This is a genomic window from Intestinimonas sp. RTP31139st1_F5_RTP31139_211217, assembly GCF_040226735.1.
Classification (GTDB): domain Bacteria; phylum Bacillota; class Clostridia; order Oscillospirales; family Oscillospiraceae; genus Intestinimonas; species Intestinimonas butyriciproducens.
The window spans coordinates 40,129-59,376 of the sequence record NZ_JBCOAQ010000004.1; the positions used below are offsets into that span (position 1 = coordinate 40,129).

Consider the following 19,248-nt stretch of genomic DNA (forward strand, 5'->3'; position numbering starts at 1 on the left):
TCCTACTATCCGCTCATAGGCCCGTGTGATCTCCGGCAGCATGGCATAAGCCTCGTCCGGGTCCCCACTCCACCTGGCGGGTGAACAGCGGACACAGCGCCGTCATCAATAGGTTTCCGGTCAGCCCCTTCAGCATATGGGCCTCCTGCCGCCTCCATGAGCTGCGCGTAATCGGCATCCCCGGTAAACCTCTGCAGCATCCGCTCCAAAGGCGCCTCATTTCCCGCAAACCGTTTCAGCACACCGGCCACGTTGATGCCCGCAGCGGCGAGTTGTTCCTTTTTCCAAGCGTCCATCCCGGCGAGTGCTTCCTCCACCGGGAAAAAGGTGTCCATCTGTTCCATGCTCTCCTGGGTCAGTCCCTCTCCCCAGTCGGTGTGCTCCAGCATATGTTGGGTGATGTCGTGAATGCGTCGGACACGGTCCCCGGACTCCATCAAGGCGTCGCTGCTCTCGACCGTGATGAGGAACACCGGCACCTCGTCCAGAAGGTCCAAACGTTTGAGATGCTGCAAGGTCTCCAGGCCGTCCATGTAATAGGCAGAGAAAATATTGTCCAGGATGCCGCGGTTGATCGCGTCGTCATCCACGATCAGCAGCGTCTGCGGGGCGACGTATGGGGCATTCCCGATGGCCTGTTCCATCTGGCCGCACTCTCCTTTGCGCGCTCTCGCCCGGTTCCCCGCAAAAAGGAAAGCAGCGCACAAGGGCCGCTCCCGAGAAAGGGCCTTTGGTCTCTGTTATTGCTGCTCTTTCTACAGAAATACGTTCAATTTTGGTTTAGTATACAAAAAAACTCGTTTTCTGACAATACGCTAACTTCGACCATATGTATATAGTATTGCAGAAATTTTTGTTGCCTGCTATCATGGGAGCAAGCCTAAGGAAGGAACATGATAGTATGGAGCAGTATGTGACCTTGTTCTCCCGGGTCTATCAGGATTTAAAAGGGCGAATCGTGACCGGGCAGTTCCCCTCCGGCGGCGATTTTCCGTCCATCCAGCGCCTGCGGCAGGAATACCAGATCGGTTTTCGCACCGCAAAAGAGGTGACGGTCAGGCTGCGGGAAGAGGGCTACATCGCCTCCAGGAACAGAAAGCCGCCGCAGGTCTGCTGGGAGGGCGGCATGCCCGCCGCCCTTGCAGTGCTGTCCCACAGGGGACAGCTGGCGGAGCTGTATGATGCCTTTGCAATCGTCATGCCGCTGCTGTCATCCTTTGCCTCCCAGACATGTGATATGCGTCTCTTGCCCCGTGTTATGAACAGACGAAGCGGGCCATGCACCGGGGCATGAAGCCCCGTGAGTGGGGCCTGCTGTCCCGGCTGTGCCGGGAACTGCTTCAAGCGTGCGGAAATCCGTTGTTTTCTGAAGTCTATGCCCGCTTTAACCGATACAGCCACCTGCCGTTTTTCTTTACGTGTGACGATTCCCCTCTCCGCGCGCAAATGGATTGGCATGGGGATTTTTTTACGGCCCTGGAAAACCGGAACATCCAGGAAAAATACAACTGGCTGACTGCCAGTTATCTGCGCACTGCCGACGCCGTTCGGATGTCTCTCAATCTGCTGGAAGCGGAGTACCGGGGCGTAGTGCTCCCACCGGCGGAGCCCTTTCAGTGGGGAGGACTATATGGGTACGATCCGATCTATATCCAGATCGCACAGGATCTTATTGCCAAGATCAACACCGGCGTCTATCCGTTGGAACAGTATCTTCCCCATGAGGCTGAACTCGCCAAAGCCTACGGCGTCTCCCTGACCACGGTGCGCAAGGCACTGGTCGAACTGCGGCGGCTTGGCTACTGCCGCACCCTCAATGTGAAGGGCAGCATCGCCCAGAGGTGTTCCATCGAGACCGTCTGCCGCGCCGTGCGGAATCCCACCCGAAAGCGGGACGCGATGCGGTATCTCTACGGACTGCAATTCATGGCCCTGCTGGCCGGCCCTGCCGCACGGCTGGCCGCTCCGCGTTTCACCGCGGAGGAGAAAGCGGCCTTGGCGGCCCAGTTCAAGCGCCCCGACGCCATCCCGCTGATCCTCCTGGTAGAGTGCATCGGCAGGCATCTGGACCCAGAGCCCTTGCGGGCAATTTTCCTTGAGACAGAGCACTTGGTGCGCTGGGGCTACTGCACCCTTCTGCATGAGTCCCGTTCCGAGAGGGTCCGGCGGGTAAACCACAAAAGCCGTGCCGCCTTCGACGCTCTGCTGGCGGAGGATATGGAGACCTTTTCCCTGGAGATGGCCGACTACTACCGCAGCTCTTTCCAGATGGTCCGGACACAGTATATCCAGTATTACCGGCTCAGCGAGGCGGAGGCCGTCATGGCTCCACCCTTGGGGCTCCTCTAACCTGCCGCTTCCCGGCGGCAGAAGGGCAAAACGCTCCCGGGCTGCGGTGGGATCGCAGCCCGGGAGCGTTTCAGCATCCATATTGCCGGCTCTCCTCGGGACTCCGTCGGCTGTTCACATTTTCAGGCCCCTGTAGCGGTTCAGACAGGCAAAAATCTCCTGCTTTCTCGGCCGCGCCAGGAACGCGACGCCGGATCGGCTCTCACAGAGGGCCGCCAAGGTGTCCCGCTCCATCAGCTCATCCAGCGCGTCCACCACCTGCCGCAGCGTCCGCCTGCCGTCCAGCAGGTGCTTCTGCGCATAGAGCATGCAGTAGCCCAGGGCGGCTGTCTGCTCGCTGTCGATCAGCTGCTCCACATACCGCAGATCGATGGTCTCCCGGTTGAGGGATACCCCATCCCGGCCCATGGTCTTGAGTTTGATCCGGTCCCCGCTCTGGAATTCCGGCGAAGCCTTGGGGCGCCGGTCAAGGTTCAGCGCCCCCGCCGGCTCCGGCAGCGCGCTGTTTATGGGGAATGCCTCGGCTTCCCGCTTTGCAAGGGCGGTGATGTCCCGGGGCACATACCGGTCCATTTGTATGATGTGGTCGGCGATGTGGAAATACGCGCCGGAGCTCCCGGCCACAATTACTGTGGAAATACCGTGGGCGTCATACAATTCCCGGGTCCGCTCGATAAACGGCGTGATGGGCTCCATATCCCGGTGGATGACCCGCTGCATCAGTTCGTCCCGGATCATGAAGTTGGTGGCGCTGGTATCCTCGTCGATCAGGAGTAGGGAGGCCCCCGCCTCCACGCTCTCGACCACATTGGCCGCCTGGGACGTGCTGCCGCTGGCGTCCTCAGTCACAAACCGGGTGGTGTCTTTGCCGTTGGGCAGATGGTTGATGAACATGGAGATATCCGTCCGCTGGACGCTCCTTCCGTCCTCGGCGCGGATCTTCATGGCGCCGTCTTCCGTGATGACATACTCCCGACCGTCCCCGGCAATGTGGTTGTACACCCCGAGCTCCAGTGCCTTCAGCAGAGTGGACTTGCCATGATAGCCGCCGCCCACGATAAGGGTGACGCCCTTCCTGATCCCCATGCCGGTGAGCTTGCCCCTGTGGGGTAGCTCCAGGGTCACGGCCAGCTCCTTGGGAGACTGGAACACCACACCCTCCCTCATGGGCCGGGCGGAAACCCCCGAAGCCCTGGGCAGGATGCTCCCGTCCGCCACAAAAGCGCACAGGCCCAATCCGGGAAGCGCCTCACGGATATAGTGCTGGTCCTCCGCCAGATCGGCCACAGTCTGTAGCCGCTTGGCATCCAGGTTCCGGTAAAGCAGCGCGTTCTGCACACACCTTGGCAGGAGATCGAACAATATCTTCTCCAACTCCCGGGCGTTGATGGTCCGCCCATTGGCCGGGAAGCCCACCTCAAGGCGCAGCAGAAGGTCGCCGCTCCTGGGGTCCAGGCGGCATGCGGTGCGCTCCAGCACCTCCTGGCCGCAGCGGCTCACCGAGACTAGGCCGCTGTGCCCCGAACCCTTGGCCTGGAAGGACACCTGCTCCGCCTGCCGCCCAAACCGGCGGGTCAGCTCGTCCTGAAGCGCAATACGCTGGCAGGGCATCCGGTACAGTGTCCGTGGAAAGGCGGCGGTCTGCCCGCTCACATGGATGCTCAGCTTGGAGGGCGCGGCAAAGGGGTCTCCCTGGACATGGTCGATAGAGAGCACATACCCAGGAAACTGGTAGGTCCCCTTTGTGTCCTTATAGGCCGGATATCCTTTCCGGTCGATCCTGGCGAGCAGCTCCTTTAAGTCTGTCGATGTCTGCATAATGTCAGTTCTCCCCCAGTCTGGTGTCTGATATTCTCGACGGCCGCAGTCTATGGACAAGCCGGACCGCCCCGTTTCTGTTTGGGAGCCTTTTTGTGCCGTCTGTACATTCTGGGGCGGTTCAAAGCAGGTGCTTTGGGTTTGGAACATCGCAACACTATAGATGCCGCAGATCCCAACCAAAACCAAATCACACCTCAGCGAAACGGTTGTGATCTGAAAAGGTGGAGCGGCGGAGTGAATGAACGATGACTCTGGGATAAAAAGCTCATCGCAAGCGGTATACCGCTTGCGATGAATTGCCCCAATGCGGTAAAAAGGCTCTTTTATCGGCCAAACCGGCCTTCTGGCCGGCGGCGCGTTTGCGCCGTATATTCGAGCGCAGCGAGAATTGCGCAGTTCGGATTCATTTCGCCCGAGCATTTTAATCTCTTACGATATCCATAAAAATACCCACACCCTTTCGGTGTGGGTATTTTTATGTCATGTGTTGACAAAAAAGATGCAGGCGCAAAGAGATGAATTCAGGGACTATGCAGCCCAACATTGTGCAAGTAGAGGTTGAAGGAATAGAGGCCCCAGATGTTCTTGCGCTGTATAGATTTCAGGCGCAAATTATCTTCTGCGTGAACGATGGGATGCATCATGATTTTAACGTAAGAGCCAAGACCTTCGGGCGAGCGCCTTTCTCATACTTGAATCCCAATGCATGACGGATGATCTCGGGCAAGTAGAATTTGTCTCCGTCTCGCTTCAGGTATCCCTCCCGAATCATATACAGTTCGTCTTCGCTACTCAAGCCCGCATATTCAGGCAACAGCGGCAGCACTTTGTGTTCTAGCGGCAGCTTCTTCAGTTTTTCCAGGATCGGTTTGAGCGTCGTATATTCTTGTTCCACTTCTTCTACCTTTTCTGTGGAGCACGTGGAAACCGCCGTTCTGATTTCAGGTGGCATCATAATACGATCTTCATAATTGGTTTTTTTAGTAGGAGGCTCAGATGCATACTTCAAAAATCGAATGATGTCTCTTGCTTGTAGTTGTCCGTTAAAATCTGACAGCGCCGCCAAAATCCATCTGGAAGAATACGCCTCGTTTGACGATGTCTTTCCGAGTTTTTTCCCCCACAATTTTTCGAGTGCATCCTCGATTACGTTTTGCGATGCCTGGTCGATTTCGTGTATATCCTCATAAAATTTAGGATCTGCTTTGGATACCAACCATACCACCAGTCGCAGTGCTTCATTAGAAGACCACTTCAACTCTGCCTGTCCATTGGCTTGGTGAAATTGCTTGAAGTTTACGTCAACGGCGGAAAGCGCCATATCCCGCCGTATAAAGACAATGATACCAAGATGGGGATATTTTGCAATCATCTGTGCAACGACGTCTTGGCACAGGGCCCTGATTGCGGATTGCTCATTTTCATCCATGGAAATATGGGTCAGGATATCCTCCAGACCGTCAATAAGAAAAATAATTTTCTGGTTCTTTACTTCCAGCACCTGGTTGACCTCTTGCAAAGTAGTGAACTGCGGATCAACGGAGCTGGCGAGCAGGTGCTCCCAAAAAGATAGCCAATCTGTGATCTGGTTCTTTTCTCGCTCAATTTTAATAGAATTATCTGAAAAAATCCCTTTTCCAACCTTACACCCGGAGATTTTTTCATTTACGTTATCTATACATTTCTGCAATATTTTTGTGAGCTGACCTATATTTCTGGAAGCAATTACTGGTAAAAAGAGCCCGGTGGCAGAGGTATCAATCGGCTCCCCAATGCTTTTGCAAAAGGCAGTCCACTCCATGGCATCGCACATTTTTCGATACAGGAAAGTCTTTCCCGACCCCTTTGCGCCCATCACCACAGTTGTGGGGATCACGTCGTTGTACGTCCGGGAGAGGTATTTCAGCGAGGTGGTCATCAGAATATCGAAATCCGCATTGCTTTCGGCTGTTAGTTGTGCGCTGGCCATCCGATTGATTTTGGTCAGTGTTTCCTCACGACTCTCCTTCGTGATGACCGAAGTTACTGACTGCTCCGCATCTTTATAATTCTGCTGAATCAGCTCCTTCAGCTTCAGGTAGAGCCCTCGCCCGGTCAGGCTCTGGAAAATCTGCTGTAAGGAGGTCAGATGAATCAACTCGCTGGCAAAGGGCAGCTCCGTGACCACGTTGCTGGTGAACCGAGGGAGCTCGTTGACTTCTTCCTCCGTTTCATAGCACTGAAATAGTTCTGCAAAGATATCATTTTTTTCCTCCCTGGACAGTGTGTCCGGGATCATATTCAGAAAAATTTCAGGCAACACAGCGTCCGCCGTAATGTTGAGACCCTTGAGCAGGTACCTCAACAGGAATTGGGTTCCTTTGATTGACTGGGTAGAGGTGGAGCTAACAAAATATTTTTTTACCCTGGGATCCAACAGAAGTGTAGACGAATATTCACTGATTCCGGCACGGAGATCCACCAGAGCGGCGCATAGACCCATCTGCACACAGATCCTTGAGAGGACTTCAGCAAGCATATATTCTTTACCCTTGCTGTTTGCGATGCTCTCCGGAGTGGCGTACAAATCAACCAGCTGTTCCTCATAGCGATAGGTGGGGAGGAAGATATGCTCGATCTTTCTGGAGGTGGTTTCGATGGTGATCGTGGAGCGTTTTAGTTTGGAGCAAGCCAGATTGACGATTTCGTCTATATCCCTGTTGTCCTGAATCAGGGTCAGCAGATCCAGGTAACTGAACGTATCCTTCATCGTGTCTTGCTGGAGCCAGGTCATACCGGGGGCCTCAATATCCGCATCTACAATCAACAAGCGGTTAGGGCTCCGATTTTCCATCACATCTGACCACGCCTTGGCAAATGCCAGCAGAGACAGCGTCCGCCCAACGCCACCCTTATAGGAGTGAAAGGCAATGACTGGATGAGACAGATTTACCGGCGTCTGCTCCGGATAAGATGACGACTGATACAGGACATTGGAAAATAGCGGTAATATTTTTCCTCCTTTGGAACCCCCATCATCCTCTTGAATCTCCACGGGGAGTTCCCGATCTCCAATATCCAACTTGATTTTGTGCTCTGAAACATCATAATTGGATCGAAACATGGCCCGGAGGATTTCTTCCACTTGATCACAGGCATCCGGCTTTGCATATACCGTAATATCCGTGGGGTATACATCAACGGCGGCAATCGCGCTCTCCCAAGAGGCGCGATGCAGCAAAAAATACCGTTCGACATCCTTCCAAGTATAGAACTTCATGCTATATACCCTCCCCGATCCATTGGGCAATTTCCTCGAGTGTATGATCAAATTTCGAGACAGCGGATATGTATTGCTCATCTGGTGGAATGCAATATCTGCACATTTGGTGGTATTCTTCTGGGTGAACTGAATCCCCACATCTCGTTTTTATGGCCGGAAATTTATACATTCCTGCTTTCTTTAAGCATTTCAATAATTTGCGCAAATCATGCTGGCCAAGTGCTGTTTTAACTTCACCCTGTGCATCTGTCGTTTGAATCAAGCACTCCTGCTTCATGACTTCATATTTCAGTCCGCATTCCACGCAGTATGCCAAAATGAGCCGTCAGCTCAGGTTGCTGCCGGTGCCCTGCCAGTTGGAATATGCATGATAATGCTTCTTGAAGGCGTTTTTATAATCACGCTGATCAGCTCGAAGAGACATATAGCACTCCACTTCAAAATGATAAAAAGAAATTCTTGAAGAAACAGTCGGAATTTGTATATGAAAATTATATCTGTTTATTCTGTGAAAAACAATCCCTATTTGTGGCCTGGAACTGAGTCTGTAGACCAAGCCGAGAGGATCAGCTGAAGAGGAACTCCTTCTGCCTCCGTCAAATAACACAGGATAGTCGTATGATCCTGCACCGTGCTGGCAAGGTTCAAACTCCGCTATTTACACGTTTTGTACCCTGATTTTCTCCCGTTTACAAAGCTCTGATAACACAGCTCGTAAAAATCTCTCAACCTAGTCTGAACCTGTTCAAATTGGGTGGGGCCATTTAGGTCTTCCGAGTTACAAATACTGAATTTTTTCTTGAGTGTACTCCTTTGAACTGTACAGATATATTTATATTAGTATAGTTTTTTACTGATGATTTCCAACCGCTCCTTCGGATCGAGCCACAGCCGGAAATCCGCTGCAATTTCCGGGTAAGCGCGCACGCCTCCACCTTTGCCCTGTTTAACATGGAGTCCCACAGCATGAGTCCTTCGGACCCACAAAGTCGGCGTAATGGTCAGCGAAGTGGTATGCCCTTGACGGATCAGTTCCGCGCAGACCTGGTCATCGAACTCCGCATTCTGCTCCAGTTCCCACTGGCGGAGAAACTCCAATGTATTCCGGCTGCGCATCCAGCTTTGGATCACATATCCCGGAGATTCATCAGAATACTGCCGTGCCAGTTCTGTCAGCGAGACCATTCCATCGTGGGCAAGCATTCTCATATACAGGCTGATGGTCTCGTGATAGTCCCTGACCTTTTGAGTGGTCCGCAGCTTTTCCTCATTCAGCGTATCGTAGAATCTCTCTTTGGCTGCGTCGGCCGCTTCCTCATCGACCAAGCCTCTGGCCAGAAGGGCATCGATGGCGGATTCGTATTGAAACGCCAGGCGTATGTACCGTTCGTGAAGTTCATTCTCGTTCATGCCTCACCCTCCTTTTGACCAGTATAGCAGGAAGGACGGGCTATGTATAGTCTCATCAGGCTACAAAGGGAGGGGTCTGATATCTAATTGTCTTTCTAGAATGCCCAGCTTTTTCGTAGTCTATGTTACAGCGCCGAGCCCTCTCAAACTGAGCGTCCATGTATACCTCAATCCCAACCACGGGGATATACTTTTTGTTTGCCAGAAGCTTATCCACAGCCGCTCTTGTCCACTTGGCTTTTCCCGTCGGAGAGACTATCTCTCTTTGAGCGAGCAGATCCACGATCTTGCCCAGGCTGGCTCCGGCGAGATAAGCACCGAAGATGCTGCGGACCACATCCGCCTTTTCTTCTTGCACTGTGATTTCTCCATCAATCAAAACATAGCCATACGGAAGTTTCATAAGCTGCCTCACTTTCTTAAATATCAATAAAAGCAGGTTTGAGAAGTCATCTAGTTCCTCAAATCTGCTTGCTTTTCTCATCGATATGTAATTACGCCCAATAATCAGGATTGATTTTTATATGATTTATACAACAAAAGACAAAACCTGCGTATAACGATAGTTATACGCAGGTTTTGTCTACTTTGGTGACCCAGCGGGGATTCGAACCCCGGACCCATTGCTTAAAAGGCAATTGCTCTGCCAACTGAGCTACTGAGTCACATCATATTGATTCGCCAAAAGACTTTTTAAAAGCCTTCTCGGCGCTGTTTCTGGCTGGGATGGCTGGACTCGAACCAGCGAATGCGGGAGTCAAAGTCCCGTGCCTTACCGCTTGGCTACACCCCATGATCGCAAAGTCGAAAGCGAAAAGCCGGAGCGGACGCTCCGGCCCTCTCGCCTTGAGGTCATATGGGGTGGATGATGGGACTCGAACCCACGACACTCGGAACCACAATCCGATGCTCTACCAACTGAACTACATCCACCATATGGAAGACCTGCGGAAAACGACACGCCGAGTCTCTAAGAGAGACCGGGGGTGTTTCTGGTACGCCAGAAGGGACTCGAACCCCCGGCCCACTGCTTAGAAGGCAGTTGCTCTATCCACCTGAGCTACTGGCGCGTATGGAGCGGGTGATGGGAATCGAACCCACGCGACCAGCTTGGAAGGCTGGGATTCTACCATTGAACTACACCCGCACGGGCGCTGTCCATCCTCGAATGTCAGCCAAAATATAATAGCATAGGAACCGTACTTTTGTCAATTCCTTTTTTCTATTTTTTCACTCCAGCGCCGCATCGCAGTAAGCACAGCAGGTCAGGCCGCCGTTCTGCTTGACCAGCGGGGGCAGATAGTGCTCCGCCTGCGTCACACAGCGGGGATTCCGGCACACGGGCACAGTACCGATTTCCACCGCGCCCGGGTCCATGCGGGGCTGGTTTGCCAGGTCGGTGAGCAGCGCCATCCGGGCAAACATACCATATCGGGCCTGCTCAAAATAGACCGCCCGGGGATCGTCGTCCACATCGATGGAGATCTCATCCACCCGGGGCAGCGGGTGCATCACCAGCAGATCCCTGCGGGCCCGCTCCAGTTTCCTCCGGGTGAGGATATAGACACCCTTGTTCCGCTCGTACTCCAGGGGGTCCACAAACCTCTCCCGCTGGATACGGGTCATATACAGCACATCCAGGGACGGGATGACGGACTCCAATCCGGTGACTTCCGTGAACCACATCCCGTTTTCCCGCATGAATGCCCGCATATATTCCGGCACTGCCAGCTCCCGGGGGGAAATAAGAAAGAATTTTACACCCTGGAATTTGGCCATGGCCTTGATGAGGGAGTGCACCGTGCGGCCATTTTTCAGGTCGCCGCACAGTCCCACCGACAGCCCGTCCACCCCGCCCCGGAGGCGGGTGATGGTGGTCAGGTCCGCCGTGGTCTGCGTGGGATGCATATGGCCGCCGTCACCGGCATTGATCACGGGCACATTGGAGTAGAGGGACGCCGCCTTGGCCGCCCCCTCCAGAGGGTTGCGCATCACGACCACATCCGCGTAGCCGGAGACCATCTTGACGGTGTCCTTCAGCGTCTCTCCCTTCGCCACCGAAGAAGAGCGGGGATCGGCAAAGCCAAATACCGTACCGCCCACCCGCAGCATGGCGGTCTGAAAGGAAAAGTTGGTGCGGGTGGAGGGCTCATAGAAGAGACTGGCCATCACCCTGCCCTTGCAGGCGTCCAAAAAATCAGCGGGGTGGTCCATGATCTCACTGCACCGGTGATACAGAGAGTCCCACTCCGCTCTAGACAGATCTCCAAAGTCGATGAGATGCCGCATACCTCAATCTTCCCCTTTAGAATTTTTTCTATTCTATCATATTGGGGAGCGTTCGACAAGGCATAACAAGCTTCTTTTTCCCGTCGTTTTGCCAGAAAATGACCCGCATGTTTTTTCCCGCCTTGCCCATGCTAAGGAAAACAAACTGGAAAGGCAGGCGGCGGTGTTGACGGATTGGTTCTGGTATTTTATGTTCTACAGCTTTCTGGGCTTTTTGCTGGAAGTGGCCTTTGCCCGCGTCACCCACAACCCCAAGCGGGACCGAAAATGTTTCTATTTTCTTCCGCTCTGCCCGGTCTACGGCCTGGGCGCCCTTCTTATTCTGGCCCCCGCCCCGCTTCTGTCTCGCCATATCGTCCTGCTGGCTCTGTGGTCCGCCTTTGCGGCCACCACCGCTGAATATCTGATGAGCCTCCTTTACGAAACATTTCTGCATGTGTCCTTCTGGGACTACTCCCACCTCCCCTTTCAGATCCATGGGCGGGTGTGCCTTCTCTTCTCCCTTTTCTGGTGCGGGCTGGGCCTTTTGCTGGTTTACGGGGTCCAGCCCCTTGTGGCTGGGATCGTCTCCTCCATCCCCGGCTGGCTCACCCTTCCCACGGCTCTTTTCCTGGGCTTGGACGCAGTCTTTACCGTTTATGTCCTGCGCCGTGACCGGACCACCGACGCCCTGCTGTGGTATCGCGGACTCACGTACCGCCATGGCGAGGACCGGACCTGACTGCGGCCTCCTCCGTGCCTACACAGGTCTCGTAGAGCTGTCCCAACACCACGAGATGCTGCTCCTCATCCTGAATGATCCGGCGCAGGTTTTCCACAATATTGCGGTCTCCAATCCACCGGGCCTGGGCCCGATACTTTCGGATGGAGGCCTTTTCCTCCCTGACGGCGATGCGGATCATCGGTCCCAGCCGCCGCTGATATTGGAGGTATCCCGGCGTCCACCACCGCTTTCGCCCCTGCTGGACGCCCCACAGCCTGGGGTCCTCGCCCATCTGCCGTGCCAGGGTCGCAAAAATCTCCAGGTGGTGCATCTCCACCAGGCTGATCCGGTGAAAGATCTCCGCCGCCTCCGGCACTTCCAGCGCAGCCAGATGTCCATAAAAATACAGCCCCACCGCGGACATCTCGGAATTGCTTCCCCCCACATTGTCCAGCATGGCCTCCGCATATCGATGGTTGGGCCGCTCCGCCTGAACCGGCGGATAAGGCTCCTGGGCCGCAAATACCATCCCCGTGCTCGTATATCCCTCCATAGGCACCCCCCTATCCTTCACCAGATACTTATGTCCTGCCACGCCCGTCCCATACCCCGATCATGTATGCGGCAGGAGGAAATTTTTGTAATATAATTTTAAATACTATTTTTCATGATTTATATATTGATATTTCATCATATGCTGTGGTATACTATACCCAGGTGATTTACATGGATGAGCGCATCGAATACAACAACTATCCTTTCAGCCGCCCTCACCGCAGGGTCCGGGGGGAGAAGGGGAGAACTCCCTATGACGGCCTGCGGCCCTGGTCTGCCATCACCCACGGACTCGGCGCAGTGCTGGGTGTGCTGGGAACGGTCCTGCTGCTCCTGCGGACGGTTTCGCTGGGAAAAGGTCCCCTGTATCTGGCCGCCTTTCTCCTCTATGGAGCCAGCATGGTGGGCCTGTACGCCGCCAGTACGCTGTATCACTGCCTGAATACCGGCGTCAAAGGGCGCATTGCCCTGCGGAAGTACGACCACATCTCCATCTACTTCCTCATCGCCGGATCCTATACTCCCATCTGCCTCATCGTTCTGCCCCAGGAAGGCGGACTCGTCATGCTGGCCGCTGTGTGGGGGGTGGCCCTGGCCGGCACGGTGATGGCTCTGCTGTGGATCAATGCCCCCCGTTGGATCACATCCGGCATCTACATCTTTATGGGCTGGATGGCGGTTTTTATGCTGCCCGCGCTGGTGCGCACCATGCCCCAGGCAGGGATGTTCTGGCTCATTCTGGGCGGCGTACTCTACACGGTGGGCGGCGTGCTCTATGCGGTCAAGTGGCCCGGACGGAGCAATCCCCGTTTTGGCTGCCACGAAATCTTCCACGTTTTTATCCTTCTGGGCAGTATCGCCCATTTCTTTTTGATGTATCGCGTGGTCGTATTCCAGTGACACCCCCACAAAAACGGCGCCCCAGAGAGCTTTGCTCTCCGGGGCGCCGTTTTTTAGCTGCCGCTGGGGAAGAAGGGCGCCAGGGCTGCGGCCACGCCGCTTACCGGCATGGTCTGGAGGATGATTTTCCCCGGGCCGGTGACCACGGTGTTGAAGAGGCCCTCCCCGCCGAACAGGACGTTTTTCACGCCCTTCACCGTCTGGATATCGATGGAGCAGGTCGCATCCACCACGGCCAAATTGCCGGTGTCCACCACCATCTTCTGACCGGCTGCGAGCTCATACTCCACGGCGTAGCCGTCGATCTCCAGGAAGGCCATGCCTCGGCCTGACAGCTTCTGCATAATGAAGCCTTCCCCGCCAAAGAATCCGGCCCCGCCCTTTTTCTGAAAGAAAATGGACAGCTCCACCCCTTGCTCAGAGGCCAGGAACCCGGACTTCTGAACCACGACCGGACGCTCCGGGGTGATCTCCACCGCCTTGATGGAGCCGGGGAAACTGGAGGCAAAGGCGATCATACCGGGCCCCTTCTGGGCCGTATAACTATTTTGGAACATGGATTCGCCGGAGAACATGCGTCCGAAGGCCTTTCCAATCCCGCCGCCCGCGTTGGTGCTCATCTCCATGTTGGGGGACATCCACACCATGGAGCCCTTCTCCGTGATCATGGACTCGCCGGCGTTCAGGTCGCAGATCACCACGGGCATAGGCTCACCCACGATTTCATACTTCACATTGATTCCTCCTGACCTCGAAATATAGTATGATTCTATTCTAAGCCCTGTCCGCCCTCCCCGCAAGAAAAACATTCGACTTCTGTGCAAAGTTGTGGTAAACTATCCGCTGGATATCTGACGGCAAGGGAGGAATACGCCCCATGCGTATGCGGAAAAAGCCCAATCTCATCCCCCGGATGGAGCGGTGCGCGGAATACCTGATTACAGACCCGGAGGCCTGGCGGGGCCGCTGGCGGGAAAAGCTGTCTCCAAACTGCGCGCTGCGGCTGGAACTGGGCTGCGGCAAGGGCCGCTTCACCTGCGAGACGGCGGCGGCTGAGCCGGACGTCCTCTTTGTGGCCGTGGAGCGCGTCCCCGACGCAATGGTCATCGCCATGGAGCGCGCCAAGGCGGTGGGGCTTGCAAACGTCTTTTTTATCGACGCCGACGTGGCCTGTCTGCGTGACTACTTCTCTCTCGACGAAGTGGAGCGGATCTACATCAACTTCTGCGACCCCTGGCCTACCAACCGTCACGCCAAACGTCGCCTCACCCATCCCGGTTTTCTGGAGCTCTACCGCCATGTCCTCCGTGACGGCGGCGAGATCCACTTCAAAACCGACAACAGCGGTCTCTTTGAGTGGTCCCTCTTCCAGTTTCCCAGGGCGGATTACGCTCTCTCAGAGGTGACGCGAGACCTCCATGGCGGGGGGATACGAGGCGTAATGACCGACTATGAAGAGAAATTTCACAGCTTGGGCACTCCCATCAACCGCTGTGTCGCGACCAAGCTCCACCGGGAGCCGGCGCTTCCCGAGGAGAACGCCACTCCGGAGGAAATGCCGCTTCTATAAGGGAACCGCCCCGACCGCTGTTGCGGTCGGGGCGGTTTTTGCTTGTTTTCACCTGTCCTGTCGCGGGACCAGCGTTACATATACCCGATCGCCCGGCCCCTTTCCGATCCGGCGGCGGATCTCTTTCCGCACGCCGAGGATATGGCCCGGCGTCCCCATGCGGACCAGGCTTCCCTCATAGGCAACTCCGTCAAAAGTGGCGCGGACGGGTACGCGCCCTCTCCCAAATTCGGCTTTTACATCAAAGGGGATCTCCACGTAAGCCCCATCGATCCCATCCACCTTTTGAATGACCGCCTCAAAGGCGTAACTCCGCTCCATTTTGCCGCCGTACTCATCTCCGTTCACACATTCTTTAAATGTTATTCAAACTTCATCCAACCTTTTCCCTCCCCGGTGTGCTATCCTATACTTACAGCAAAGCTCCGGCATCAACTACTGCCTCCCGCTGTGGGGCAGACAAGCAGCAACACAGTCATGTGTTTCTATATATCATTCCACTTCCTCCTCTCTTTTTTCTCTTTCTCTCTGTGAAACCGGCTCCGCCTTTTAGGCGGAGCCGGTTTCACAGGTTTCATAGTTTGTTTTGGGCGCTCGCCCCGGCAGGCGGCGCGCCTCTGATTTCCAAAAACGTAAAGGGCCGCCGGATCTCCGGCGGCCCCTCTCAATTGAGATGTCTATTTTATGTTTCGCTCTTCTCCCCGGCCGTGCCGGGCTCCTCTTCCTTCTTGGTCTTATTATCTACCTCCAGATGGACCTTGCTGGTGGTCTTCGCCTCGAAGGTATTGGCCCGCATGACCTCGGTCATATCAAAGCCGATGGTATCCTTCAGCGCCTCGTTGACCGCCTTCAGGGCGCCCACCGTATAGCGTGCCACATCTGCTGCGCCGGCGCTCTCGCCGCTCTCCCCGGAGCCGCCGCCGATGATGGTGATGTTGCCGATCTTGCTCATGGGTTCCGCCACCGCCGCGGCGATCTCCGGCAGCTTCTCAATGACCATCTGGAGCTTACCGGCATCGTTCATCTTGGCCAGCGCTTCCGCCTTTTTCTCCAGGGCTTCTGCCTCCGCCAGGCCCATCTGACGGACCGCCTCCGCCTGGGCCTCGCCCTGCTTGGCGGTGATCTCCGCCTGGGCCAGACCTTCCTGTTTGATGCGCTCGGCCTGGGCCACGGCGTCCAGCTTCTTGGCCTCGGCCTGCGCAGCGGCGTCCAGGCGGCGGGCCTCGGCGTCAGCCTCGGCCTTCAGGATAGCGGCCACCTTCTGGGCCTCAGCGGCCAGACGGGCCCGCTCCTTCTCTGCCTGTGAGGGCTTCACCACCGTCTCCAGCAGCTCTGCCTCCTTGCGCTCTGCCTTTTTCTTGGCCAGTTCGATGTTTTTCTCCTCCGCAGCGATCTGGATCTGGATCTCTGCCTCGCGGACTTCCCGGGCGCGCTGTTCTTTCAGGACGTTGGCATCCATCTCAGCGTTGGTCACGTCCTTCATGGTCACGTTCTGCTGGATGGAATAGGCTGCGTCGGAGACCGCCTTTGTGGTCTGGCGCTCCCGCTCGAAGTTCAGCTTCTTGATGTCGGCTTCCTTTTGGGCCTCAGCCATGCGGGCTTCGGCCTCCAGTCGGGCCTGCTCGCCAGCCCGCTTGGCCTCGGAGGTCTTGATCATGCTCTCTTTGATGGCCTCGGCCTGGGCGATCTCAGCATCCCGCTTGACGGCCGCGATCTGAGGCTTAGAGAGGGCCTCGAAGTAACCGTTCTGATCTCCGATCCCCTTGATGGTAAAGCTCTTGAGCTCCAGGCCCAGCTCCTTGAGCTGCTCCTCCGCCACCTCCTTGACCCGCTCGGAGAAGGTCTTGCGGTCCTTATAGAGCTGTTCGGCGGTCATATCGGCAATGATTTCGCGCAGGCGCCCCTCACAGACGTCCCGCGCCGTATCCACAATGTGCTGGCGGGTCTCGGACTCCTTGCCGCAGTTGAACTGCTCCACCGCGGAGCGGATCATGGCCTGATCGTTTTTGATCTTGACCACCACGGTGCCGTTGGCCTCGATGGGCACCGCGTCGGCGGTAAGAGTGCCCTGCATATTGACGTCAAAGCTCATGTTCTCCAGGGTCACATAGTCGATGCGCTGCAGCACCGGAATAACGATGACGCCGCCGCCGGTGATGACCTTTGCTTTGCCCAGTCCCGTGACGATGGCCGCCTTGTCCGCAGGCACCTTGCGCCAGGTAGAGAGGATGCAGATGAGGATCAGAATGACGACTGCTGCGATGATACCTGCCGTGATCACATACTCCATGCTTTTGGTTCCCCCTTTTATTTTTGTTCTTCTCTATTCTCCAGCGGACGCACCAAGCACAGGCCCTTGCCCGCATCTACGTCCACAATGGATACCTCTGTTCCCACGGGGATCTTCTCCACCCCCTCCACAGGCCGGGCGTCATAGGTCACAAGACTCCCTGTGGCGCTGAGGGCGCGGATGGTGCCGGTAAAATCGCTCCGGGCCTCCAACTGCACAGTGGCCCGCTGCCCCCGAAGGGCCCGTATATTGGTGGCATACGGCCGATTGCGCTTCAGGGGCCGGATGACGAACCACCCCAGCAAAAATCCGGCGAACACGCCGGCCTGGAGCGCCAGTATCACGGCCCACGGCGCGGGCAGCTTTCCCAGAAGCAGGCGTCCCACCGCGCCAAAGACCACTGCCGTCAGCGAAAGGGTCATCAGGTTCACGGGGAGCTTTCCATACCCTGCGCCTGCCGCCGGGTCCACGTCCGTGGCCAGGTCTGCATCCATATCCGGGACCGGGTCTATGTCCATATCCGGGTCTATATCAAAATCCGCATCCGCATCCAGATCCGTACCGCCACCCAGCGCGCCGCCGATCACGCCCGTAACCATATTCAATACTGGCACTACAAATCCGCCCACAATAAAGCAGTTGAACAGGGTGTGCAGGTCCACAGTCTCCCCTCCCCTCTTATCTACTATATCGAATCAAAGGCCCGCCATGTTACAATTCGCATAAATTTCTCTTCCATGGGAGCAGTGTATCATAGCCGCCGGCGCTCCGTCCAGTCCCCTGGGCGCCATTGGCAACGCCCGAGCGCTCTTTTTCGCCCGTTTTTTCCCGCTTGGGCCGCCCTATGACCGGATACATTGCCTTTTTTTCGGTGAAGGCAGAGGCCCCCGCCGTATCCAACCGGCGGGGGCCTCTGCCTGTGCTCGTATGGGATTGTCCGGATCAGAGTCCGATTATCGGAAGGACCCAGCCGTACAAACCGGCGCCCAGTACGCCGCAGACGATCAGGGTAATGATGGGATTTATCTTGAACTTCCAGACCATAGCCAGTGCGATGGCGAAGAAGATCAGGCTGTATACGCTGGTGATAGAGATCTTCGCCACCGACAGACAGGATGCCGCGATCAGTCCGATGACCACCGGCCTGATCCCGGAGAGGGCGTTCTTCAGGTGAATATTGTCCTTAAATTTTGTAAAGTAGACAGACACGATCAGGGCCAAGATAAAGGGGACCAGGAGGGTACAAATGGAGCAGATGATCCCGCCCGGGATCCCAAACAGGTTATAGCCTACAAAGGTAGAGGAGTTTACCGCGATCGGGCCGGGCGTCATCTCCGCAATGGCCACGATGTTGACAAAGTCATCCGGCTTGATCCAGCCGTGGCCGTCCACCACCTCCCGCTGGATAAAGGCCAGGACGGCATATCCCCCGCCGAAGGAGAAAGCGCCGATTTTTAAGAAGGAAAAGCAGACCTTCAGCAGCAGTTCCATCATGCTTCATCTCCTCCCTTCCGGTTTTTGCGGGCATCCACAGCCTTTACCACACGGCCGCGCACAAACAGGCCGTACGCCGCCGCACAGACCACCACAAGGATGGGATGCAGCCCGAACACCGCAATCGCCACAAAGCCGCACAGCGCCACCACCCAGTTAAAGTACTCGCCCACCTTGGCCGACTTGGCCAGCTTGATGACGGCATACAGGATGAGCGCCACCACTGCGGGCCGGATCCCGTCGAATATGTACTGCACCACAGGATAATCCATAATGTTGTTGAACACCACGGCAATCAGCAGGATGATCAAAACGGACGGTGTGGCCGCTCCCAGCACCGCGGCCAGAGAGCCGGGAGCCCGCGCCACCCGATAACCCACGAATGTGGCGGAGTTGGTGGCCAGAGGGCCAGGCAGGCTGTTGGTGAGTGAAATGGCGTCGAGAAACTCCTCATCCGTCATCCACCCTTTTGTCTCCACCACCTCTTTCTGGATGATCGGCAGCATGGCGTACCCGCCGCCGATGGTGAACAGGCCAATCTTGAAAAATACCCAGAAAATTTCTGCTAGTCGCTTCATTTTATTTCCTCCCATCTCATGCCGGAA

At 55.9% G+C, this 19,248-nt stretch carries 18 protein-coding genes and 5 tRNA genes; 5 read left to right on the plus strand and 18 right to left on the minus strand.

Features of this window, described 5'->3' with window-relative positions:
• Positions 1–5 precede the first annotated feature (5 nt).
• The gene (locus ABUA09_RS04770; RefSeq protein ID WP_227152111.1) at positions 6–644 is read right to left on the minus strand and encodes a PleD family two-component system response regulator; all 639 of its coding nucleotides are present in this window, start codon (positions 642–644) and stop codon (positions 6–8) included.
• Between the two features lie 257 nt (positions 645–901).
• Here ABUA09_RS04770 and ABUA09_RS04775 point away from each other — a divergent pair, with 257 nt between their 5' ends.
• Together ABUA09_RS04775 and ABUA09_RS04780 are read left to right on the plus strand one after the other, a co-directional pair.
• The gene (locus tag ABUA09_RS04775; protein ID WP_242857346.1) at positions 902–1,294 is read left to right on the plus strand and encodes a GntR family transcriptional regulator; all 393 of its coding nucleotides are present in this window, start codon (positions 902–904) and stop codon (positions 1,292–1,294) included.
• Positions 1,279–2,349, plus strand: a complete 1,071-nt coding sequence (locus ABUA09_RS04780; RefSeq protein ID WP_349949179.1) for a GntR family transcriptional regulator — start codon at positions 1,279–1,281, stop codon at positions 2,347–2,349. Before ABUA09_RS04775 ends, ABUA09_RS04780 begins: the two co-directional genes overlap by 16 nt.
• Before the next feature lie 114 nt (positions 2,350–2,463).
• Here the strand turns inward: ABUA09_RS04780 and ABUA09_RS04785 are convergent, their stop codons facing one another.
• From ABUA09_RS04785 to pyrB, 10 genes are all read right to left on the minus strand, one after another.
• Positions 2,464–4,167, minus strand: a complete 1,704-nt coding sequence (locus ABUA09_RS04785; RefSeq protein ID WP_058118242.1) for an ABC-ATPase domain-containing protein — start codon at positions 4,165–4,167, stop codon at positions 2,464–2,466.
• Between the two features lie 643 nt (positions 4,168–4,810).
• Positions 4,811–7,429 (minus strand): KGGVGR-motif variant AAA ATPase, encoded by a 2,619-nt coding sequence (locus ABUA09_RS04790; protein ID WP_349949181.1) that lies wholly within the window; start codon positions 7,427–7,429, stop codon positions 4,811–4,813.
• A gap of 840 nt (positions 7,430–8,269) precedes the next feature.
• On the minus strand, positions 8,270–8,842 hold the full coding sequence (locus ABUA09_RS04795; RefSeq protein WP_009261211.1) for a KilA-N domain-containing protein: 573 nt from the start codon (positions 8,840–8,842) through the stop codon (positions 8,270–8,272).
• Positions 8,843–8,897: 55 nt separating this feature from the next.
• On the minus strand, positions 8,898–9,326 hold the full coding sequence (locus ABUA09_RS04800; protein WP_049893371.1) for a recombinase family protein: 429 nt from the start codon (positions 9,324–9,326) through the stop codon (positions 8,898–8,900).
• A gap of 105 nt (positions 9,327–9,431) precedes the next feature.
• A tRNA-Lys gene (locus tag ABUA09_RS04805) sits at positions 9,432–9,507 on the minus strand.
• Positions 9,508–9,560: 53 nt separating this feature from the next.
• Positions 9,561–9,635, minus strand: a tRNA-Gln gene (locus ABUA09_RS04810).
• A gap of 64 nt (positions 9,636–9,699) precedes the next feature.
• Positions 9,700–9,775: transfer RNA gene (locus ABUA09_RS04815), tRNA-His, on the minus strand.
• A gap of 60 nt (positions 9,776–9,835) precedes the next feature.
• Positions 9,836–9,912, minus strand: a tRNA-Arg gene (locus ABUA09_RS04820).
• A gap of 3 nt (positions 9,913–9,915) precedes the next feature.
• A tRNA-Gly gene (locus tag ABUA09_RS04825) sits at positions 9,916–9,989 on the minus strand.
• A gap of 83 nt (positions 9,990–10,072) precedes the next feature.
• Positions 10,073–11,131: an aspartate carbamoyltransferase gene (gene pyrB / locus ABUA09_RS04830; protein ID WP_058118243.1), complete on the minus strand. Its 1,059-nt coding sequence runs from the start codon at positions 11,129–11,131 to the stop codon at positions 10,073–10,075.
• 166 nt (positions 11,132–11,297) lie between these two features.
• Between pyrB and ABUA09_RS04835 the strand changes: the two genes are divergently transcribed.
• Positions 11,298–11,852 carry a putative ABC transporter permease gene (locus tag ABUA09_RS04835; protein ID WP_349949182.1) on the plus strand — a complete coding sequence of 185 codons (555 nt, stop codon included), beginning with the start codon at positions 11,298–11,300 and terminating at the stop codon, positions 11,850–11,852.
• On the opposite strand, the gene ABUA09_RS04840 is transcribed toward ABUA09_RS04835, so the two are convergent.
• Entirely contained in the window at positions 11,821–12,387 is a 567-nt protein-coding gene (locus tag ABUA09_RS04840; protein WP_227152107.1) for a ferritin-like domain-containing protein, read from the minus strand. The genes ABUA09_RS04835 and ABUA09_RS04840 overlap by 32 nt on opposite strands.
• A gap of 173 nt (positions 12,388–12,560) precedes the next feature.
• On the opposite strand from ABUA09_RS04840, the gene trhA reads away from it, so the two are divergent.
• Positions 12,561–13,289: a PAQR family membrane homeostasis protein TrhA gene (gene trhA / locus ABUA09_RS04845; protein WP_052082716.1), complete on the plus strand. Its 729-nt coding sequence runs from the start codon at positions 12,561–12,563 to the stop codon at positions 13,287–13,289.
• Positions 13,290–13,342: 53 nt separating this feature from the next.
• Here the strand turns inward: trhA and ABUA09_RS04850 are convergent, their stop codons facing one another.
• A complete protein-coding gene (locus ABUA09_RS04850; RefSeq protein WP_033118036.1) occupies positions 13,343–14,023 on the minus strand; it encodes a TIGR00266 family protein in 681 nt (226 codons plus the stop codon).
• Positions 14,024–14,166: 143 nt separating this feature from the next.
• Here ABUA09_RS04850 and trmB point away from each other — a divergent pair, with 143 nt between their 5' ends.
• Positions 14,167–14,859: a tRNA (guanosine(46)-N7)-methyltransferase TrmB gene (gene trmB, locus ABUA09_RS04855; protein WP_033118035.1), complete on the plus strand. Its 693-nt coding sequence runs from the start codon at positions 14,167–14,169 to the stop codon at positions 14,857–14,859.
• Between the two features lie 48 nt (positions 14,860–14,907).
• On the opposite strand, the gene ABUA09_RS04860 is transcribed toward trmB, so the two are convergent.
• The 5 genes from ABUA09_RS04860 to ABUA09_RS04880 form a co-directional block, all read right to left on the minus strand.
• Positions 14,908–15,180, minus strand: coding sequence for a DUF1905 domain-containing protein (locus ABUA09_RS04860; protein WP_033118056.1), 273 nt, complete (start codon positions 15,178–15,180; stop codon positions 14,908–14,910).
• A gap of 361 nt (positions 15,181–15,541) precedes the next feature.
• On the minus strand, positions 15,542–17,149 hold the full coding sequence (locus ABUA09_RS04865) for a flotillin family protein (RefSeq protein WP_052082715.1): 1,608 nt from the start codon (positions 17,147–17,149) through the stop codon (positions 15,542–15,544).
• 17 nt (positions 17,150–17,166) lie between these two features.
• The gene (locus ABUA09_RS04870) at positions 17,167–17,811 is read right to left on the minus strand and encodes a hypothetical protein (protein WP_033118034.1); all 645 of its coding nucleotides are present in this window, start codon (positions 17,809–17,811) and stop codon (positions 17,167–17,169) included.
• 280 nt (positions 17,812–18,091) lie between these two features.
• Positions 18,092–18,643, minus strand: coding sequence for a chromate transporter (locus ABUA09_RS04875; RefSeq protein WP_052082917.1), 552 nt, complete (start codon positions 18,641–18,643; stop codon positions 18,092–18,094).
• On the minus strand, positions 18,640–19,221 hold the full coding sequence (locus ABUA09_RS04880) for a chromate transporter (protein ID WP_052082918.1): 582 nt from the start codon (positions 19,219–19,221) through the stop codon (positions 18,640–18,642). The genes ABUA09_RS04875 and ABUA09_RS04880 overlap by 4 nt, the downstream gene beginning before the upstream one ends.
• Between the last annotated feature and the right edge of the window lie 27 nt (positions 19,222–19,248).

What these genes read in the sequence shown, in the direction of transcription:
- ABUA09_RS04840 (WP_227152107.1), bottom strand. Translation starts at nt 12,387, where the DNA reads ATGGAGGGATATACGAGCACGGGGATGGTATTTGCGGCCCAGGAGCCT.
- trmB (WP_033118035.1), top strand. Translation starts at nt 14,167, where the DNA reads ATGCGTATGCGGAAAAAGCCCAATCTCATCCCCCGGATGGAGCGGTGC.
- trhA (WP_052082716.1), top strand. Translation starts at nt 12,561, where the DNA reads ATGGATGAGCGCATCGAATACAACAACTATCCTTTCAGCCGCCCTCAC.
- pyrB (WP_058118243.1), bottom strand. Translation starts at nt 11,131, where the DNA reads ATGCGGCATCTCATCGACTTTGGAGATCTGTCTAGAGCGGAGTGGGAC.
- ABUA09_RS04795 (WP_009261211.1), bottom strand. Translation starts at nt 8,842, where the DNA reads ATGAACGAGAATGAACTTCACGAACGGTACATACGCCTGGCGTTTCAA.
- ABUA09_RS04770 (WP_227152111.1), bottom strand. Translation starts at nt 644, where the DNA reads ATGGAACAGGCCATCGGGAATGCCCCATACGTCGCCCCGCAGACGCTG.
- ABUA09_RS04775 (WP_242857346.1), top strand. Translation starts at nt 902, where the DNA reads ATGGAGCAGTATGTGACCTTGTTCTCCCGGGTCTATCAGGATTTAAAA.
- ABUA09_RS04875 (WP_052082917.1), bottom strand. Translation starts at nt 18,643, where the DNA reads ATGATGGAACTGCTGCTGAAGGTCTGCTTTTCCTTCTTAAAAATCGGC.
- ABUA09_RS04800 (WP_049893371.1), bottom strand. Translation starts at nt 9,326, where the DNA reads ATGAGAAAAGCAAGCAGATTTGAGGAACTAGATGACTTCTCAAACCTG.
- ABUA09_RS04780 (WP_349949179.1), top strand. Translation starts at nt 1,279, where the DNA reads ATGCACCGGGGCATGAAGCCCCGTGAGTGGGGCCTGCTGTCCCGGCTG.
- ABUA09_RS04865 (WP_052082715.1), bottom strand. Translation starts at nt 17,149, where the DNA reads ATGGAGTATGTGATCACGGCAGGTATCATCGCAGCAGTCGTCATTCTG.
- ABUA09_RS04785 (WP_058118242.1), bottom strand. Translation starts at nt 4,167, where the DNA reads ATGCAGACATCGACAGACTTAAAGGAGCTGCTCGCCAGGATCGACCGG.
- ABUA09_RS04860 (WP_033118056.1), bottom strand. Translation starts at nt 15,180, where the DNA reads ATGGAGCGGAGTTACGCCTTTGAGGCGGTCATTCAAAAGGTGGATGGG.
- ABUA09_RS04880 (WP_052082918.1), bottom strand. Translation starts at nt 19,221, where the DNA reads ATGAAGCGACTAGCAGAAATTTTCTGGGTATTTTTCAAGATTGGCCTG.
- ABUA09_RS04790 (WP_349949181.1), bottom strand. Translation starts at nt 7,429, where the DNA reads ATGAAGTTCTATACTTGGAAGGATGTCGAACGGTATTTTTTGCTGCAT.